Origin of the sequence: Pedobacter changchengzhani, from assembly GCF_004354365.1 — a bacterium.
In the GTDB taxonomy this organism is placed as follows: domain Bacteria; phylum Bacteroidota; class Bacteroidia; order Sphingobacteriales; family Sphingobacteriaceae; genus Pedobacter; species Pedobacter changchengzhani.
The window spans coordinates 489,499-507,446 of record NZ_SJCY01000002.1; the positions used below are offsets into that span (position 1 = coordinate 489,499).

The window sequence follows — 17,948 nt, forward strand, 5'->3', positions numbered from 1 at the left end:
GACATATAAAATAAGCGTTTAGCGAAAATTCCTGTATCTGAAAGGTCGAAAATTTCAAATCCCACAGGAGAGTTTAGTTAACGTTCACGCTAAAAGCGTGGGCGTTGCTCTACTTTGTGGGATAGGTATTCGACCACCTCAGAAACAAGTAAAAGCGACTAACCCACGCTTTTTTTGTGGCTTTTGATTTTTCCCAATCAAACGATGAAATTATATACAGCGCTCGAAAATGTCTTAAAAAAAGAACCCAATTTTGTAACGGATAACAACGAAATAAAAAAATGGGTAGTAATCAGTAAAGCGCAAAACTTTGATGCTGAACTTATTGGGCTACTTCTTGATGACCCAATTTTAAAAGAAAAATTCTTCATTCCCATTAAGGAAGCATTGGTTTTCAACCAATCGCTATTTATTCAATTTCTGGAGCAAAAAAGCTATCTTAATGATAGCTACACCGCTTATAAGAACAAGGTTGGCTTAAACATTGATGGTAAATTTTTAAAGCAAAGGAACGAAGTGGCATTAGTTTGGCCGTTTAAAGATTGTGTTTTAGAAGGTGGGCAAAGTAGAGAAGAAGATAAACGAGAAGAAATTTTTTTCAATGAAATATTAGCACAAGATGAAATTAATCAATTATTAGAACCAAAGGTTTTTACCAATGCAAAGCGTTATTCCGTTAAGGGCGAAAAACCTTTAAATCATTTTAATAGAAATGCTGAAGGTACAATTACCGACAATTTGATTATTAAAGGGAATAATCTTTTGGCTTTGCACACTTTAAAAGAAGAATTTGCTGGTAAGGTAAAGCTAATTTATATTGATCCGCCATATAACACTGGTAATGACGGCTTTAAATATAACGACAGCTTTAATCATTCTTCATGGCTTACGTTCATGAAGAATAGACTAGAAATTGCCAAACAACTTTTGTCGCAACATGGCAGTATTTTTATTCAAATAGATGACTTTGAATCTGCTTATTTAAAGATACTAATGGACGAAGTTTTTGGAAGAGAAAATTTTAGAAATCAAATTACTTGGAAAAGAAGAGGCGGAAGTGCAAACCCAATAAACAGATTAAACAATGTTGTTGAATATATTATTTGGTATTCAAACACAAATAATTTTCATTTTCATGCTCCTTTCACAATCGATGATGAAAACACAAAAAAATACATTAGAGAAAGGTTTAATAATATTGATGAAAATGGGCGAAAGTTTATGAAATCTCCATTACAAAGCCCGAACCCACGGCCAAACTTAACGTATGATTACAAAGGATATAAAACACCGAAAAATGGCTACTCCATTTCGATAGAAAAAATGAAAGAATGGGATGAACAAAATAAACTTTGGTTTCCTGAAGATAAAAAGCAGAATATAAATCGAAAAGTCTATTTGGATGAATATCAAGGACAACCTATTTCAAGTCTTTGGACTGACATTAGTGTTATAAATCCAATGAGCAAGGAAAGATCAGAATTTGAAAACGGACAAAAACCAGAGGCACTATTAAAAAGAATAGTAAAAATGTGTTCGAACGAAAAAGATATTATTTTAGATTTTCACATCGGTAGTGGAACAACAGTCGCGACATGTCATAAACTGAATCGTCAATATATTGGTATTGAGCAAATGAATTATATAGAAACCATCGCAGTTGAACGTTTGACAAAGGTGGTTTTAGGAGAACAAGATGGTATTTCAAAATCAGTTAATTGGCAAGGAGGAGGCGAATTCGTTTATCTCGAACTCAAAAAATATAACCAAACATTTATTGAGCAAATTGAAGAAGCGAAAAACAGTCCATCACTTTTAAAAATTTGGGAAGAGATGAAAGCCAAATCCTTCTTGAATTATAATATTGATATTCAAAAACAAGATGCGCATATAGAAGATTTTAAGGCACTCACTCTTCAGGAGCAAAAACAGCAATTGGTTGAGCTTTTGGATAAAAATCAGCTGTACGTAAATCTCTCTTCAATTAATGATAAAGATTTTTCAGTTACACCTGAAGAGAAAAAGGTGACTAAAGATTTTTATCAAATAAAAAATTAGCATGACATTCTTATACGATAGTTTTGATACGCTTACTAAATTTGGAGCCATACCCGACCAACGTTTTGCTACGATAGAAGATAATTTATCGCCGAAATTTCCGATACGTGAATATCAATTAAAATCTTTTGCGAGGTTTAATTATTTCTTAAACTCGTCTTTTGATGATAAGCAAGACAAACCCTTCCATTTGCTTTATAATATGGCAACTGGAAGTGGCAAAACCCTGGTTATGGCAGGGTTAATGCTTTATTTGTATGAAAACGGCTATCGTAATTTTCTATTTTTTGTTAATTCAAATAACATCATCAAAAAAACTAAAGACAATTTTATAAATCAGCAAGCGTCAAAATACTTGTTTAATGATAAAATTGTTATTGATGGTAAAGAAGTATATGTTAAAGAAACGGATACTTTTGAAAGTGCTGATGATCGGAATATAAACATCAAGTTTACAACCATACAGCAATTGCATATCGACTTAAATAACACCAAGGAAAACAGTGTTACTTATGAAGATTTCGCAGACAAAAAAATAGTACTTATTGCTGATGAAGCGCATCATTTAAACTCAGCTACCAAAAATAAAGGAACTTTATTTGGCAGTTGGGAAGGAACGGCATTGGAAATTCTAAATCAGAATACTGAAAATATTTTATTGGAATTTACTGCTACTTTAGATTATGAGACAAAAGAAGTAAGTGCTAAATATCAAAAAAAGGTAATTTATAAATATGATTTGGCTCAATTTAGAATAGATAAATATTCTAAGGAAATAAATTTAATTCGTTCTCACTACGATGAACAAGGGCGCATTATGCAAGCCTTGATTTTAAATTTGTACCGACAGGAATTAGCTACACAGCACAATATAAATCTAAAACCTGTTATCCTTTTTAAAGCAAAAAAGACGATAAAAGAGTCAGAACAGAATAAATTAAATTTTCATAATCTTATTGATTTATTATCGAGTGAATTGGTTGACGAGATTAGAAATAGTGCAACAATTCCAATCATTCAAAAAGCTTTTAATTTCTTTGATTTAGAAAAGATTTCGGCTAGCGAAATCGCTAAGCGTTTAAAATCAAATTTTCGATTTGAAAACTGTATTAGCGCAAATAGCGATGATGAAGCTGAGAAAAACCAATTGTTATTAAACACACTTGAGGATGAAAATAATCCCATTAGAGCAGTTTTTGCAGTTCATAAGCTTAACGAAGGTTGGGATGTATTAAATCTATTTGACATTGTTCGTTTGTATGAAGGTCAGAATACTGGTGGTACAAACACTACGGTTGGTGCAGCAACACTATCAGAAGCACAATTAATTGGGCGAGGAGCAAGATATTTCCCTTTTGCTTTAGAAGAAGGGCAAGACAAGTTTACACGAAAATATGATGATGATTTAAGCAATGACTTAAATGTTTTAGAGGAACTTTATTATCATACAAAAGAAGATAGTAGATATATTTCTGAATTGAAAAAAGCACTTATTGATTCTGGTATTTACGAAGATGATGAAAAACTTGAAACAAAGCAGCTGACTTTAAAACTCGGGTTTAAACAAACAGACTTTTACAAATACGGTCAAGTGGTTTATAACAAGAAGATTGAGAAAAGCTACAATAATGTAAAATCGTTTGCTGATATGGGAATTTATAAAAAGAATTTTGCGTATCAACTCTCATCAGGCTTTGGAAAAATGACAAGCGCTTTTTTTGAAATGGAAGTACAATATGAAGCAGAAACACAACATCAAAAAGCGATAAAACTTTCAGAAATACCGTTCCATATTAAACGTTTTGCATTAGCTCAAAATCCATTCTTTTATTTTGATAAATTACAGAAATGCTTTCCAAATGTTAATTCTTTATCCAATTTTATTTTATGCAAAGACTATTTAAATGATTTGGAAATCAATTTTAACGGTTCTGCGAAAAGATTAGAAAACGTAAGTAACAAAGATTATTTAAATGCAGTTCAAGGTCTGTTACAAGCAATAGAATTTGAAATAAAATCAAATTTGACAGAATTTGAGGGCTCTGATTACACCAAAGAGTACATTCACAAAGTATTTAAGGATAAAGAGATTAAGGTATATAAAGATAGTGAACGTGCAGATGGACAAGAATCTTTAATTCTTAATGAGCCATGGTATGTTTATAATGCAAATTATGGCACAAGTGAGGAGAAAGCATTTGTTAAAATGTTTGCGAAACGTTTTGAGGGTTTAAATCAAAAATTTAAAAATATTTATCTGATTAGGAATGAAAGAGAAGTTAAAATTATAGATAAATTTGGTCGTGCATTTGAGCCAGACTTTATTCTGTTTTGTAAACAAAAAGATGGAGACGAATTAACCTATCAAGTGTTTATCGAACCTAAAGGGTTACATTTATCTTTATTTGATGCATGGAAAGAGGATTTCCTCATAAAGATTAGAGATCAAAACCGAATTATACAAATAGATACCGATAAATATAAAATCACAGGTGTTTCATTTTATAATAGCGCTCATGAAACCGAATTTGAAAAACATTTAACAAACGCTTTAGCAAATTAATTTAGAAGCCATCCAATTCAGATGGCTTTTTTCCATTTAAATCCCCTAACAATTCATCATCCAAAATATGTATTTTTGATTACACCTAAATCAAAATAAAATGAAAAAGACACTGCTTTTTGCAGGTTGTTTCGCCACAATTTTGGCTTGTAAACAAAAAGGCACATCAAATAATGTCGCCGAAAACAAAGCATTTTCCGCCATGTGCGAAAACTACTATCAAGATGGATTGAAAATGGATCCGATAAGCGCCACTTTTATTGGCGATGAAAGATACAACGATCTTTTACCTAATGATGGTTCGCAAGAATTTATAAAAAAATACAAAGCTTACAACGAAAATTATTTAGACAGTTTAAAAAAATACGACAGGAAAAGTTTAAACCATAACGATCAATTATCTTTCGATGTTTTAAAAGATAAACTCGACATGAACATTGAAGGTTTGAAATATCATTCGGAGTATTTGCCTTTTAATCAAATGTTTGCGTTGCCACTTACCATCGGGCAACTGGGGTCGGGCACAAGTGCGCAACCATTTAAAACGGTAAAAAATTACGAAGATTGGCTGAAGCGTATGAGCGCTTTTTCTGTTTGGGCAGATACGGCCATTGGCAATTTCAAAAAAGGTGCTGCGGTGGGCATTGTGCTCCCTAAAGCATTGGTTGTAAAAATGATTCCTCAGATGGAAAGTATGGTTGTAACTACGCCAGAAAAGAGTTTGTTTTATGATCCTGTTAAGTTAATGCCAGCAAGTTTTTCTGCAGCCGAGAAACAGAAGATTACTTCCGAATACAGCAATGCGATTACAAATGTGATTATTCCGACTTATAAAAAATTGGGCGATTACCTTAAAAATGAATACTTGCTAAAGGCGAGAACCACTTCAGGCTGGTCGGCAATGCCGGGCGGTGCCGATTGGTATGCATATTTAGTTAGGCAACAAACCACCACCAATAAAACGCCCGAAGAGGTTTACCAAACTGGGTTAAAAGAAGTGGCACGAATTAAAGGCATAATGAACAGCGTAAAAAATTCGGTTGGCTTTAAAGGAGATTTAAAGGCTTTTTTCGAGTATATGAAAACGGATAAGAAATTTATGCCGTATAAAAATCCGAAAGAGATTTTGGATGCTTTTGAAAACATCCATCAACGCATGATTCCGAACCTGAAAAAAATGTTTGATCATGTGCCAAAAACACCTTTCGAAATCCGCCAGACTGAAGCTTTCAGAGCCGCTTCGGCAAGTGCAGAATATAACCAAGGTTCGGCAGATGGTAAACGCCCAGGTATTTTCTATGTGCCGATTTTAGATGCGACTAAATTTAATATTACATCGGGAATGGAATCTCTTTTCTTACACGAAGCTATTCCGGGGCATCATTACCAAATTTCGCTAACGCAAGAAAATACTTCGTTACCAAACTTCCGTAGGTTTGGTATGCACAATGCTTATGTAGAAGGCTGGGCGTTATATTGCGAATCGTTAGGTAAAGAATTGGGTTTATATCAAGACCCTTATCAATATATGGGTGCTTTGGGCGATGAAATGCATAGAGCTGTAAGGTTGGTTGTTGATGTTGCAATCCACACCAAAAATATGACTAGAGAAGAGGCCATAAAATATATGACAGATAACGAAGCGATTAGTACCGAGGGTGCAACTGCAGAGATTGAGCGTTATATGGGTATTCCTGCACAAGCTTTGGGTTACAAAACTGGTGCAATGAAAATTAGAGAATTGAGAACGAAATATGAGAAACAATTAGGCGCTAAGTTTAAACTTGCTGAATTTCACAATGAAGTTTTGAAAGATGGTTCGTTACCGCTTTCTGTTTTCGAAACTAAAATGGATAATTGGGCTGCAAGTGTAATATAATTTTTGACAATCGTCATCCGATAGCTATCGGATGACGATAATATTTTGCTTTTTTAAACCTGCTTCTCCGTTAAATATTTCCAGTACCTTTTTGGTACATGTTGGATATGAAGTTTAGTGTTCTTTCTGGCTTCGATATTTGCACTTTTAAAATAGGCTTTCCATAAAATAGCATAAAGGGCTTCTTTTTCATCCATAATAATTTCAGAAAGCTTTTCATTATTGGCCTGCTCGCTAAAATTTATGGTTATTTCTTCAACGGTATTTAAATTATAATGCAGTCCGTATTTACGTTTAGTATCGTAAATTATCCATTGCTGATCCGCATATCTGTTTTTAAAGTGGTTAGATATTAACGGCAATACATTAAAATCGGGATCGATCGTTGCATAAAAAATTCCGTCTAGCGTTTTTTGAAATCGAATAAAAGCTTCCATTCTATGCTTTTCCCTTTCTACACTTTTTGCAAATTTAGAAAGCGCAATAATATGTGCATTGCCGTAATTATTTTCTGCGCCTTTTTTGTTTTGAAATATGTAGATAGCGAAATCTAAAAGATGTTGATAAGCTTCGGGAATTTCGGATAAATAGGTACAATAAAACGTTCTAAGCCAATTTTTATTAATTTTTTCTTTTAAACCTTTCCAAACTCGGTCTGCTTTTTCTTGATCGGTTATAATTTGTAAACTTTCATCAAAAGCCGAGGGTTGGTAAAGTCTCTGCTCAATTAAAGTGATATAATTTTGTTTCCTTTCGAAACATTCGAACACAGCTGTTAATAGCCCTGATAGTGAAGCATCGAATGTGTAAATCATTTATCGGATAATACGTTGTTTGAAGTTATTTATTTTGTTGAATGAGAATTTCATTAAAATAAAATGAGCTGATTGCTATCTGTTTTTAAATATTTACTGTCACTTTCTGCCAAAATAAAAGCTTTTATCTGTGTGCCTTGATAATCTTTAATTTGCTGTGGAGAATCGGCGCATATTATAAAATGCTTAGCTCGGTTATAAGCAATACCAATTTTCTTTAACTGATCTACCCTTAATTTACCAAATTTGCGCGCCTGTACAATTTTTTTAGCCGAGCCTACACCAACACCAGGAATTCTCAATATCATTGCGTAGTCGGCTTTATTAACATCAATAGGGAAATGTTGCATGTTTCTAATTGCCCAACTTAACTTTGGATCAATATCTACATCTAAATTTGGATTGGCATCATTTAAAATTTCTTGTACTTTAAATCCATAAAACCGCATTAACCAATCTGTTTGGTACAATCTATTTTCTCGAAGTAGGGGAGGTTGCGTGCCCAAAACTGGCATTCGTGTATCATTACTAATGGGTACATAACCCGAATAGTAAACTCTTTTTAACGCAAAGTTTTTGTAAAAAGCATTCGCTGTGTACATTATTTCCTTATCCGTTTCGGGAGTAGCGCCGATAACCATTTGCGTACTTTGGCCTGCGGGCACAAATTTAGGTACATGCTTAATCAATTTTTTATCTGCCGAAAATTGTGCTATATTTTGTTGGATAAAACTTAGCGGCTTTATTACATCGGCATGATTTTTTTCAGGTGCTAATAATTTCAACCCAGCTTCTGTAGGCATTTCTAAATTAATGCTCATTCTATCGGCGTACAGTCCGGCTTCTTTGATCAGTTCGTCGCTAGCGCCCGGAATAGTTTTTAAATGAATATAGCCGTTAAAGTTGTGCTCTAACCGTAGTTTTTTAACCACGAGTAGCAACCTTTCCATAGTAAAATCAGCATTTTTAAAAATGCCAGAACTTAGGAATAAACCTTCTATATAATTTCTTCTATAAAAGTTCATGGTCAATTCCACCACTTCATCAACCGTAAAAGCCGCCCTTTGCACATCGTTACTTTTCCGCGATACGCAAAAAAGGCAGTCGAAAATACAATGGTTGGTTAATAAAATTTTCAATAGCGAAACACATCGCCCATCTTCAGTATAAGTATGGCAAATGCCCGAAGAATGGCTATCGCCCAAACCTTTATTGGTGTTTTTTCTATTTCCTCCGCTTGAGGAACAAGAAACATCATACTTCGCCGCATCGGCTAAAATGTTGAGTTTTTCGAGAATTCGGTTGTGCATAGAAACAGTTTACTAACAAATATAGTAATTAAACTAAAATAATTAGTAAAATGTTTTAAGTTTAAACAAAAAAAGCTTCCTTTTCGAGGAAGCTTTTCAAACTAGAATATAGTTCTTTATTTTTTTGAAGTATCGGTACCTGCTGGTGGTGTTACTGGTGCAGTTGCGCCAGCACCGCCCAAGTTAAGTGGCGCTTGGTTAGGTGTTTTATCTAATTGCTCTTGAATTTTAGAACTTCCAGCTGCATCATGATTACCAGTTTTGCCAATAGTGGTAATTGATAATGTTAACACCACAATTAAAGCGATAAGTACCCACGATCCTTTTTCTAAAACATCTCCAGTACGTTGCACACCAAACATGTTACTACTTGCAGAACCAGCAGCTAAACCGCCACCTTTTGGGTTTTGAACTAAAACAAATAGGCCTAAAGCCACACAAGCAATAACTAATAATATAATTAAAAAGGTTACCATGGTATAATATTTTTATAATTTCTTTTCTATAGATTGGATAAGGTCGGCAAAGTAACGGCTTTTTTCCGGATATTTCAAACTTAATTTTTTATAAGTATCTATTGCCTTGTGGTAAAGCATTTGCTCGATGTAAATTTTAGCTAAAGTTTCTGATACCAAATCATAATGATCCTCTGCGCTCTTCTTAGCCTTGTTTTCATTATCAATTTGCTCTGGCTTCGGGGGCTTAATAATTGGGTCTTCTTTTAAAAATTTGTCAATAATCCCTGCACCTTTAGCATCCTTAATTTCTGCTGTTGGATATTCTGCCAAATGATCCGCAACCTCAAAAGGGGTTTGTATATGAAAAATATGCTCGATATATTGTTGTTGAAACTCTTTATTTGCCGTAGCGCTCTGCTGATTTACAACCTGGTTTTTTGGTTGCGCATAAGGCTGAAATATTTGTTCGTGCTCTTTTCTGGTTTTTGCCAGCCACCATAAAAACGTATAAGGCAATTTATCATCGTCATATTTAGAAATATAATTTATTTCTGGTTCATCAGGAACAACGGTTTCAATCTCTGGCGCTTCGGGTACTGTTTGATTGGGGATTTGTTCAAACGAAATCAATTCTTCCTCAGGCATATTCTGACTTGAAGTTTCTTCCTCGTGAGAAATATCCATTAAGTGACGATCAATTCCGGGTAAATTATGGGGTGTTTCAATCTCGACTGCCGTCAGCATTTCTGGTGTAGAAAGATTTTCATCTTCTTTTGCTTCTTCAAACAGATCTGAATCGTCTATTAAAGCTTCATTTTTAGCATCAATAAGTTCGATTTGATCTTTTTTATTTTCTACACTTTTAGCATTGATGATATTGAAAAGCGCATTTGAGTTTGAGAATAGTGCTGCAGTGGTCAAAAAATCCTCATCGGCCTTTGCCAATAACGCACGAAACGGTTGCGAATACGGATATTTCGAAATCATTTCCTTTAAAATGGAAGCATGCGCTGGCAACACCTTTTCGGGGTGTTTTAATAAATCTGCCAGAAGCTGTTGATTTTCCATTTACAAGGGTTTGGCGCTAAGTTAAAAAATGTATGTGTGTTTTCTAAATTTATTACCATTGGGCAAAAGCTTCATTGAAAATATCTTCAGTAAGCTGTTTATTTATATTTTCGATTGCGGTTGGCAAAAGAGATTGAATGGTAGCGCCATTTAAAGGAAAATCATAATATCTGCTAAAGCTTTTATCAAAACTGCTTTTAACTTTTAAAGTATTATTAAATTTTACGTTAACGGTAATGGTTAAACGGTTTGCACCAGCGGTTGGGTTGCTATTAGCTTGAAGTGCAATTGGTCTAATTTCATAGCCAGTAATGTTGCCAGAAAATATGGCTTGTCCATCGGTTTGTGTAATACTTAACCTAGTTTGGTTCCGTATTCGTGTTTTAATCGCCTCGGTAAACTGCTGGCTTAAAGTAGGAATAACTAGAGGCGCATTATTTTCGAAAAAGCGCACGGTTACGGTTTTCATTTCTGATGGAATTGATGCGCCACCGAACGAATATGCGCACGAGCTTAACGCCAAGCAAACAAATAAGCCAAATAAGTTAATTTTCCTTTTAAAGTGCATCATTTTATTCCTTTTAACAATTATAAACTTAATTCCTTAATTTTCCGATAGAGGGTACGTTCGGAGATGCCCAATTCTTGTGCAGCAAATTTGCGCTTTCCCTTATGTTTTTTAAGCGCTTTCTTTATCAAATCAGATTCCTTATCAATTAACGATAACGATTCTTCCACTTCTTCTACATCCTGGGCAAAATAATCGTTATTGCTACTGTTGTTAGAATTGGGTTGTTGAATGGTAAACGCGTGCTCATGGCCGGCGGGCAGTTCCACATCGCGGTATAATTGATTAATGTACTGAGGATTATCGGCCAAAACGGATGCCGTATTGCCGCCGTGTTGGATAATTTCTGCAACTAATTTCTTCAGCTCCACCATGTCCTTTTTCATATCAAACAAAACTTTGTACAAAATATCTCTTTCTGTAAAATCTTCTTTTGATTGTGAATTGATGGTCATGGGCAAATTACTGCCTGTTTCATTCGGAATATAACCCAATAAAGCTTGTCCGGTTACATTTCTGTCTTTTTCTAAAACACAAATTTGTTCCGCTATATTTTTAAGTTGGCGAACATTTCCTGGCCAGCTGTAATTGGTTAAAATTTGAACTGCATCTGGTTCTAACTGAATGCCCGGACTGCGGTATTTGTCGCTAAAATCGGCAGAAAATTTCCTAAATAAAAGAAAAACATCTTCCTTTCGCTCGTGCAAAGCAGGTATGCGCAACGGTACTGTGTTTAATCTATAATACAAATCTTCGCGAAATTTCCCGTTTTTAACGCGGTTATATACATCCACATTGGTGGCAGCGATAATTCTTACATCTGTTTTTTGTACTTTGGATGAACCAACACGTAAATATTCGCCACTTTCTAAAATCCTTAATAAACGCGCTTGAGTTCCTAACGGCAATTCTGCAACTTCATCTAAAAAAATTGTACCACTGTTTGCTACTTCGAAATAACCTTTTCGTGCCTCATGCGCACCAGTAAAAGATCCTTTTTCGTGACCGAATAATTCTGAATCTATTGTACCCTCGGGAATGGCGCCACAATTTACAGCAATAAAAGCACCGTGTTTACGAACGCTCATTTGATGAATAATATGTGAGAACACTTCCTTGCCGCTACCACTTTCGCCAGTAATTAAAACCGACATATCAGTTGGCGCAACTTGGCTTGCAATATCTATCGCCCGGTTAAGTAAAGGCGAATTGCCAATAATCCCGAAGCGCTGTTTAATATTTTGTGTATCCATACTTTAGATTTGAGTAATTAGATTTGAGATTTGAGACCTTAAGCCTTAAACCCTCTACCTTCCACCTTTCTTATACTATCTTTCCAATAAGCGTAGCTGATGTACATTTTTCTATCAATACATCTGCGTAGTCTCCGGGTTTTACACCATCAACAATTGGGAAAATTGCCATTGCACCGCTATCTCCTCTTCCACAATAATCTTGATCGGATTTTTTTGAAGTGCCCTCTATCAAAACGTGAATTGTTTTACCAACCCATTCTTGTAAACGCATTAAAGAGTGCGATTGTTGTTTGGCTAAAATTTCAGCTAAACGGCGCTTTTTAACTTCTTCAGGTACATCATCTGCCAGTTTACGTGCAGCTAAAGTTCCTGGTCGTTCTGAATACGTAAAATTATAGGCAAAATCGTACACCACATAATCCAACATGCTTAACGTATCTTTATGCTCTTCTTCTGTTTCGCCACAAAAACCAGCAATAATATCTGTCGAAATTGCACAACCCGGAATAATTTTCTTAATTGCATCAATGCGATTAATATACCACTCTCTGGTATAGGTGCGGTTCATCAATTCTAAAATGCGCGTATTTCCTGATTGTACCGGTAAATGAATGTAATTACAAATGTTATCGTACTTCGCAATGGTATGTAAAACCTCGTCGGTAATATCTTTTGGGTGCGAAGTAGAAAAACGAACCCTTAAAGCAGGATTAACCAAAGCAGTTAATTCTAAAAGTTGTGCAAAATTTACAGTTTCAACAGCACCTTTAGCACCAAGGTTTGCCACAGCGGCGCCCTCATTTCGTGTTGCAGGCCAATCGGTTCTGTTTACCATGGCATCAAGCAGTGCATCACCAGTTAAGGTGTTCAAAGCATCGGCTTCATCTGTTTTTGTAGCAACATTTTCTGATGTAGAAGATTGCCAAAAGTATGAATCTACATTTTGCCCTAATAGCGTAACCTCTCTGTAACCCGCTTCGAATAACGATTTTGCTTCTGCAACGATAGAGTGCGCATCTCTGCTGCGTTCTCTACCTCGCGTAAAAGGCACCACACAGAAAGAGCACATGTTATTGCAACCTCTTGTAATAGAAATAAAGGCTGTTATGCCATTACTATTTAAACGAACCGGACTAATATCGGCATAAGTTTCTTCGCGTGATAATAAAACATTTACAGCTTTATGTCCACTTTCTACCTGCTCAATTAAATTGGGTAAATCGCGGTACGCATCGGGCCCAACCACAACATCAACCAAGCGTTCTTCTTCTAAAAATTTCGACTTTAAACGCTCTGCCATGCAACCCAAAACACCAACAATTAATTTTGGGTTTCTGCGTTTTTCAACTCCAAATTGTGATAATCGGTTTCTAACACGGGTTTCTGCATTTTCGCGGATGGAGCAGGTATTAATAAAGATAACATCTGCTTCGTGGTAATCTCCAGTGGTTTCAAATCCTTTTTCAGAAAGAATGGAAGCTACAATTTCGCTATCGGCAAAATTCATAGCGCAACCGTAACTCTCTATATATAATTTACGCGCATCGCTTTTTAAAGGCGCTTCTAAAATTAGCGCCTCTCCCTGCCTCGCTTCATCGTGTGTTTTATCCTGTACTGGCAAATCAATCATTTTATAAAAACATTTTTGGACTGCAAAAATACACAATTAAAATTAGAAATGACAGTTTGACAGGTTTTGTGATAATGTTTACAAAACGATTATTTTTATTTGGTAAATGCACATTAAAATTTATCGTTTATTAAATAAAGCGTATAAATTACCATTTTTTTGCGCCCAGCGTTGTTTACACGTTATAAGCATCGCCCTTTCTACCGCAGTGGACAAATCTTTTAGGCACGAACAAAGATTTCTTCTTTGATACAAAGGAAATGATATCCTCAAAAAAAAAGCTTAAAAACATTAAGAAGTTAAGGTAATTAAGAACCGATGGCTTAATGTTTCTTAATACCTTAATGTTTCAGAATAGTTAAAGATTGTTTAGTGATACAAAGGAAATGATATCCTCAAAAAAAGATAAAAACATTAAGAAGTTAAGATAATTAAGAACCGATGGCTTAATGTTTCTTAATGCCTTAATGTTTCAAAGTAGTTAAAGATTGTTTAGTGATACAAGGGAAATGATAAACTTCAAAAAAGCTTAAAAACATTAAGAAGTTAAGGCTTGAATGAAAACCTTTTTACTAAAAATATTGTTCTACACTGATAAACAATAAATTATGGCTGTTAGCAAGAAAAAAAGGATTTGGATTTGGGTGGGTGGAATTTTTGGTACTATAATCATAATTTTAGGAATTGCAGCGCTCATCATCAGCGCCAAGTGGAAACCGTTGCTTTCAGAAAAAATTAAAGAAGGTGTTTACAATGCCTCTCATCATTTATATAAAATAGATTTTAAAGCAGTTAATCTTAACTTAGTTACGGGTAGTTTGGCCTTACACGATGTTACGCTAATGCCCGATTCGGCAGTTTACGATAGTTTGAAGGTGAAACATTTAGCGCCAGCAAATCTTTTCGAAATTAAGCTTAAAAAGTTGCAAATTAGTAGCGTTGGAATAATTACCGCATACTTTAAAAAGCGCGTAGAAGTGGGTGCAATTATTTTAGATAATCCATCAATTAACGTTATTTTTAGTAAAGTGCCAAAGAAGATAGATACTGTTAAAGTAGAAAAAACACTTTATCAACAAATTTCGCAATCGTTAAAATCTATCCATGTAAAAACTTTAAAAATTGTGGATGCCGATTTCGATTACATTAATAAGAGCACCGCTAACCGAACGGTAAATTCGATAAAACACCTGGATATTACGGTTAGAGATTTTCTTTTAGATTCTCTTTCTCAATACGATACAACCAGATTTTTTTACACCAAAGATGTTTCATTTCAAATTGCAGGCTATTCTTCATTAACAAAAGATAAAATGTACCGTATGAAAGTGGATACCATTAGTGGTTCTGCCTCATCAAAACATATTATTATAAAAGAGCTTAAATTAATCCCGTTATATCCTGAACTTACATTTGCCCGAAAATATAAAACGCAAAAAGATAGATACGATTTATCATTTAGCAAAATAGAATTTAACGGTGTTGATTTTTTAGGGTTGAGTACCGATCAAACCATCCACGCAAAGGCGTTAAAAATTGGACCTGCAAAAGTTGCCGTTTTTATGAGCAGAGAATCTCCGGCACCCAAAATTGATAAAGGAATGAATTATCCGCACTTGGCGTTAAAGCGATTGGATATAGAAACCATTATTGATACGCTTAAACTAAGTAATGTAGATTTAAAATATAGCGAATACAATCCTGCAAGTAAAAAAATTGGAACCATTGATTTTAAAGATTTAAGCGGGCATATTTATAATGTAACTAATGATAGTTTGAGGTTAACCAAAAATCATCATGCAGTTGCCGAATTGAATACGAAGCTTATGGGTTTAAGTAAAATGAACCTTAAAATTGATTTTAACCTTACCGATAAAAACGGTGCTTTTACGTATAGCGGAAGCATGAATAATTTCGATATGAAGAATCTTAATCCTTTATCCAAAGCTTTAGGTTTAGTTGAAATTGAAAGCGGACAGATACAGCACATAGATTTTAAAGCGAACGGAAATCAACGTACTGCAACAGGATCAATGAATATGCTGTACTCGAATTTGAAAATTAAATTACTATCGGATAATATTGATGGAGAAGGAACAAAGAAGAAAGGCTTTTTATCTTTTCTGGCAAATACGCTTTTGGTTAAAAATGATAATCCAACAAAAGGGGATCCGCCTAGAACGGCAACGATGAGTAACACGAGGATTAATTCTGCTTCTTTTTTTAATTTAATGTGGAAGACTGTTTTTGTAGGCATTAAAGATATTGTAGGTGTAAGTATAGTGCCGAACAAAAGTCCGGTTAAGCAACAAAAAGTAATTGCTAATAAAATTAAGGAGCAAAAACGCACAGATAAAGAAAGGGCAAAAAAAGATAAAAATTAGCTTTGTGTTGCCAACAAAAATGTTTTAATAAATGTAACTTGGTAAAAAATATTATGCCTTTTTTGCATGCCAAAGAAAAACAGCAATCTACTTAGAATTTTAAAATGGTTATTTGGGGGGGCTGTATTTGTTTTGATGGTTTTAATCGCCTTCGCCTCGTACCTAAACTTTAAATATAAGCCCATATTAACTGCCGAAATTAAAACGCTTGTTTATAAATCGACCGATAGTTTGTACAAGATCGATTTTACAAATGTGACTATAAATGTAGTTACGGGCAATGCATCTTTAAAAAATGTAACAATAATTGCCGATTCAAACAGGTACAAAGAATTAATTACTTTAAAAAGAGCGCCCAATAATTTATATACAGTATCGCTAAAGAAGCTGTTAATTAAGCGTTTTCATCCTTTAGCATTTCTAAAAGATAAGGCATTAACCATCGATTATTTAATTTTCGATCGGCCGGAGTTGCTTATGGTTAACAAGCAGTTTGATTTTAATGAGAACAAACCTCCTCGACCTGTAAAATCTCCTTACGATTTTATTTCGAACACGCTGAACAAATTTAGTATAGAAAATATCGAATTTAGGGGTGCGAGTTTTAAATACATCAACAACAATGTAGCAAAGCTTAAGGTTTTTTCGGTGGCAAACTTAAATATTGCGCTAAATGATTTGCTTATCGATTCTACTTCTGCAAAAGATCCAAACCGTTTTTATTTAATAAAAGATATAAATCTTAATTTGAATGATTACAGCTATACCACGCCAGATAAGTTGTATAAAATAAAACTGAATCAGTTGGAGTTTAAAGCTTCTACCGGCGAATTAACAATCAAAAAATTCGGCTTGGTGCCACAGTACGATGAAATGGTTTTTGGAAAAAAAGTTGGTCACAATGTAGATCGGTTCAACATAGAAATGAACAATATTGCTTTGGATGGAATTGATTTGCCACTATACATTAAAAAACAACATTTAGTTGCACAAAAAATGTCAGTTTATAACGGTAGGGTTTCGGTTTTTAATGATAATAGTGTTCCTAAATCTACTACCCAAACCCAGTTAAATCATTTTCCCCACGAATTGCTTCAAAGCGTCGATTTGCCGATAGAGATTAAGAATATCCTATTAAAAAATATCGATGTTGTCTATTCTGTTTACAGCAATAGAAGTAAATTAAAGGGAGAAATAACTTTTGAACACACCGCAGGCAATATCTCTAATTTTACCAATTTGCCTGTTGCTAAGGCTAAAGATTCTATTATGAAAGCCAGTTTTGTAACCTATTTAATGGGGCAAGGTAAATTGGATATCGATTTTAATTTTAACTTAACTGCAAAAGATGGCGATTTTGCATACAAAGGTAAATTGCATAATACCAACGCGCGGGTGATAAACCGAATTACGAAGCCATTGGGTTTAGTACAAATTAATAAAGGAAATGTAGATCAATTGGCGTTTGATTTTAAGGCAAATCATCGTAAATCGGTTGGTAAGGTAGATTTTAAATATTACGATTTATCCATCGCACTGATGCGCACAGATGTTGAACAAGGGCGTTTAGTTAAACGTGGCTTATTTTCTTTTTTAGCAAATGCGCTAATGATTAACTCAGAAAACCCCAACACTGCAGGGAAATTTGTATCGGCTGATGTGGTTTATGACCGTCCTGAAAATACCACGTTTTTTAATTTAATATGGCGCAGTTTATTACAGGGCATAAAGTACAGTATTGGCATTACGGAAGAAAAAACCAATAAAATGGACTTCAGCATTGCTAAATTTAAAGCCATTAAAATTAGTAGAGAAGAGCGAAAGGCAAATAGAAAAGCCCGCAGACTACAAAGGCACAAAGAAAGCCAGGGTGAACGCTTTTAAAAATTTTGGCAAAAGCCAGCAATATTTTTAATATAAATTGGAGGGTAACTCATAGCCCTTGGTTTCAGCTCATTA

The 17,948-nt window shown here is 34.5% G+C and carries 12 protein-coding genes; 5 read left to right on the forward strand and 7 right to left on the reverse strand.

The window, feature by feature from the left end; genetic code table 11:
• Positions 1-204 precede the first annotated feature (204 nt).
• The 3 genes from EZJ43_RS04900 (at position 205) to EZJ43_RS04910 (ending at position 6,500) form a co-directional block, all read left to right on the forward strand.
• Positions 205-2,058: a DNA methyltransferase gene (locus EZJ43_RS04900; RefSeq protein ID WP_133261549.1), complete on the forward strand. Its 1,854-nt coding sequence runs from the start codon at positions 205-207 to the stop codon at positions 2,056-2,058.
• A gap of 1 nt (position 2,059) precedes the next feature.
• A complete protein-coding gene (locus EZJ43_RS04905; RefSeq protein ID WP_133261550.1) occupies positions 2,060-4,621 on the forward strand; it encodes a DEAD/DEAH box helicase family protein in 2,562 nt (853 codons plus the stop codon).
• Positions 4,622-4,721: 100 nt separating this feature from the next.
• Entirely contained in the window at positions 4,722-6,500 is a 1,779-nt protein-coding gene (locus EZJ43_RS04910; protein WP_133261551.1) for a DUF885 domain-containing protein, read from the forward strand.
• A gap of 53 nt (positions 6,501-6,553) precedes the next feature.
• On the opposite strand, the gene EZJ43_RS04915 is transcribed toward EZJ43_RS04910, so the two are convergent.
• The 7 genes from EZJ43_RS04915 to EZJ43_RS04945 form a co-directional block, all read right to left on the reverse strand.
• The gene (locus EZJ43_RS04915; RefSeq protein ID WP_133261552.1) at positions 6,554-7,315 is read right to left on the reverse strand and encodes a TIGR03915 family putative DNA repair protein; all 762 of its coding nucleotides are present in this window, start codon (positions 7,313-7,315) and stop codon (positions 6,554-6,556) included.
• A 53-nt stretch (positions 7,316-7,368) separates the two neighbouring features.
• On the reverse strand, positions 7,369-8,625 hold the full coding sequence (locus EZJ43_RS04920; protein ID WP_133261553.1) for a putative DNA modification/repair radical SAM protein: 1,257 nt from the start codon (positions 8,623-8,625) through the stop codon (positions 7,369-7,371).
• Positions 8,626-8,741: 116 nt separating this feature from the next.
• Complete coding sequence (secG, locus tag EZJ43_RS04925) at positions 8,742-9,101, reverse strand: preprotein translocase subunit SecG (protein WP_133261554.1); 360 nt, start codon at positions 9,099-9,101, stop codon at positions 8,742-8,744.
• 12 nt (positions 9,102-9,113) lie between these two features.
• A complete protein-coding gene (locus EZJ43_RS04930) occupies positions 9,114-10,151 on the reverse strand; it encodes a hypothetical protein (RefSeq protein WP_133261555.1) in 1,038 nt (345 codons plus the stop codon).
• Between the two features lie 52 nt (positions 10,152-10,203).
• Positions 10,204-10,722 (reverse strand): LptE family protein, encoded by a 519-nt coding sequence (locus EZJ43_RS04935; protein WP_243718038.1) that lies wholly within the window; start codon positions 10,720-10,722, stop codon positions 10,204-10,206.
• 17 nt (positions 10,723-10,739) lie between these two features.
• Positions 10,740-11,972: a sigma 54-interacting transcriptional regulator gene (locus tag EZJ43_RS04940; RefSeq protein WP_133261556.1), complete on the reverse strand. Its 1,233-nt coding sequence runs from the start codon at positions 11,970-11,972 to the stop codon at positions 10,740-10,742.
• Positions 11,973-12,042: 70 nt separating this feature from the next.
• Entirely contained in the window at positions 12,043-13,605 is a 1,563-nt protein-coding gene (locus tag EZJ43_RS04945; protein ID WP_133261557.1) for a MiaB/RimO family radical SAM methylthiotransferase, read from the reverse strand.
• A gap of 608 nt (positions 13,606-14,213) precedes the next feature.
• Here EZJ43_RS04945 and EZJ43_RS04950 point away from each other — a divergent pair.
• A complete protein-coding gene (locus tag EZJ43_RS04950; protein ID WP_133261558.1) occupies positions 14,214-15,989 on the forward strand; it encodes an AsmA family protein in 1,776 nt (591 codons plus the stop codon).
• Between the two features lie 66 nt (positions 15,990-16,055).
• Entirely contained in the window at positions 16,056-17,873 is a 1,818-nt protein-coding gene (locus EZJ43_RS04955) for a hypothetical protein (protein WP_133261559.1), read from the forward strand.
• The last annotated feature ends 75 nt before the right edge of the window (positions 17,874-17,948 follow it).

Excerpts from the sequence above, each read along its gene's own strand:
- EZJ43_RS04900 (WP_133261549.1), top strand. The coding sequence starts at position 205 with ATGAAATTATATACAGCGCTCGAAAATGTCTTAAAAAAAGAACCCAAT.
- EZJ43_RS04905 (WP_133261550.1), top strand. The coding sequence starts at position 2,060 with ATGACATTCTTATACGATAGTTTTGATACGCTTACTAAATTTGGAGCC.
- EZJ43_RS04910 (WP_133261551.1), top strand. The coding sequence starts at position 4,722 with ATGAAAAAGACACTGCTTTTTGCAGGTTGTTTCGCCACAATTTTGGCT.
- EZJ43_RS04915 (WP_133261552.1), bottom strand. The coding sequence starts at position 7,315 with ATGATTTACACATTCGATGCTTCACTATCAGGGCTATTAACAGCTGTG.
- EZJ43_RS04920 (WP_133261553.1), bottom strand. The coding sequence starts at position 8,625 with ATGCACAACCGAATTCTCGAAAAACTCAACATTTTAGCCGATGCGGCG.
- secG (WP_133261554.1), bottom strand. The coding sequence starts at position 9,101 with ATGGTAACCTTTTTAATTATATTATTAGTTATTGCTTGTGTGGCTTTA.
- EZJ43_RS04930 (WP_133261555.1), bottom strand. The coding sequence starts at position 10,151 with ATGGAAAATCAACAGCTTCTGGCAGATTTATTAAAACACCCCGAAAAG.
- EZJ43_RS04935 (WP_243718038.1), bottom strand. The coding sequence starts at position 10,722 with ATGATGCACTTTAAAAGGAAAATTAACTTATTTGGCTTATTTGTTTGC.
- EZJ43_RS04940 (WP_133261556.1), bottom strand. The coding sequence starts at position 11,972 with ATGGATACACAAAATATTAAACAGCGCTTCGGGATTATTGGCAATTCG.
- EZJ43_RS04945 (WP_133261557.1), bottom strand. The coding sequence starts at position 13,605 with ATGATTGATTTGCCAGTACAGGATAAAACACACGATGAAGCGAGGCAG.
- EZJ43_RS04950 (WP_133261558.1), top strand. The coding sequence starts at position 14,214 with ATGGCTGTTAGCAAGAAAAAAAGGATTTGGATTTGGGTGGGTGGAATT.
- EZJ43_RS04955 (WP_133261559.1), top strand. The coding sequence starts at position 16,056 with ATGCCAAAGAAAAACAGCAATCTACTTAGAATTTTAAAATGGTTATTT.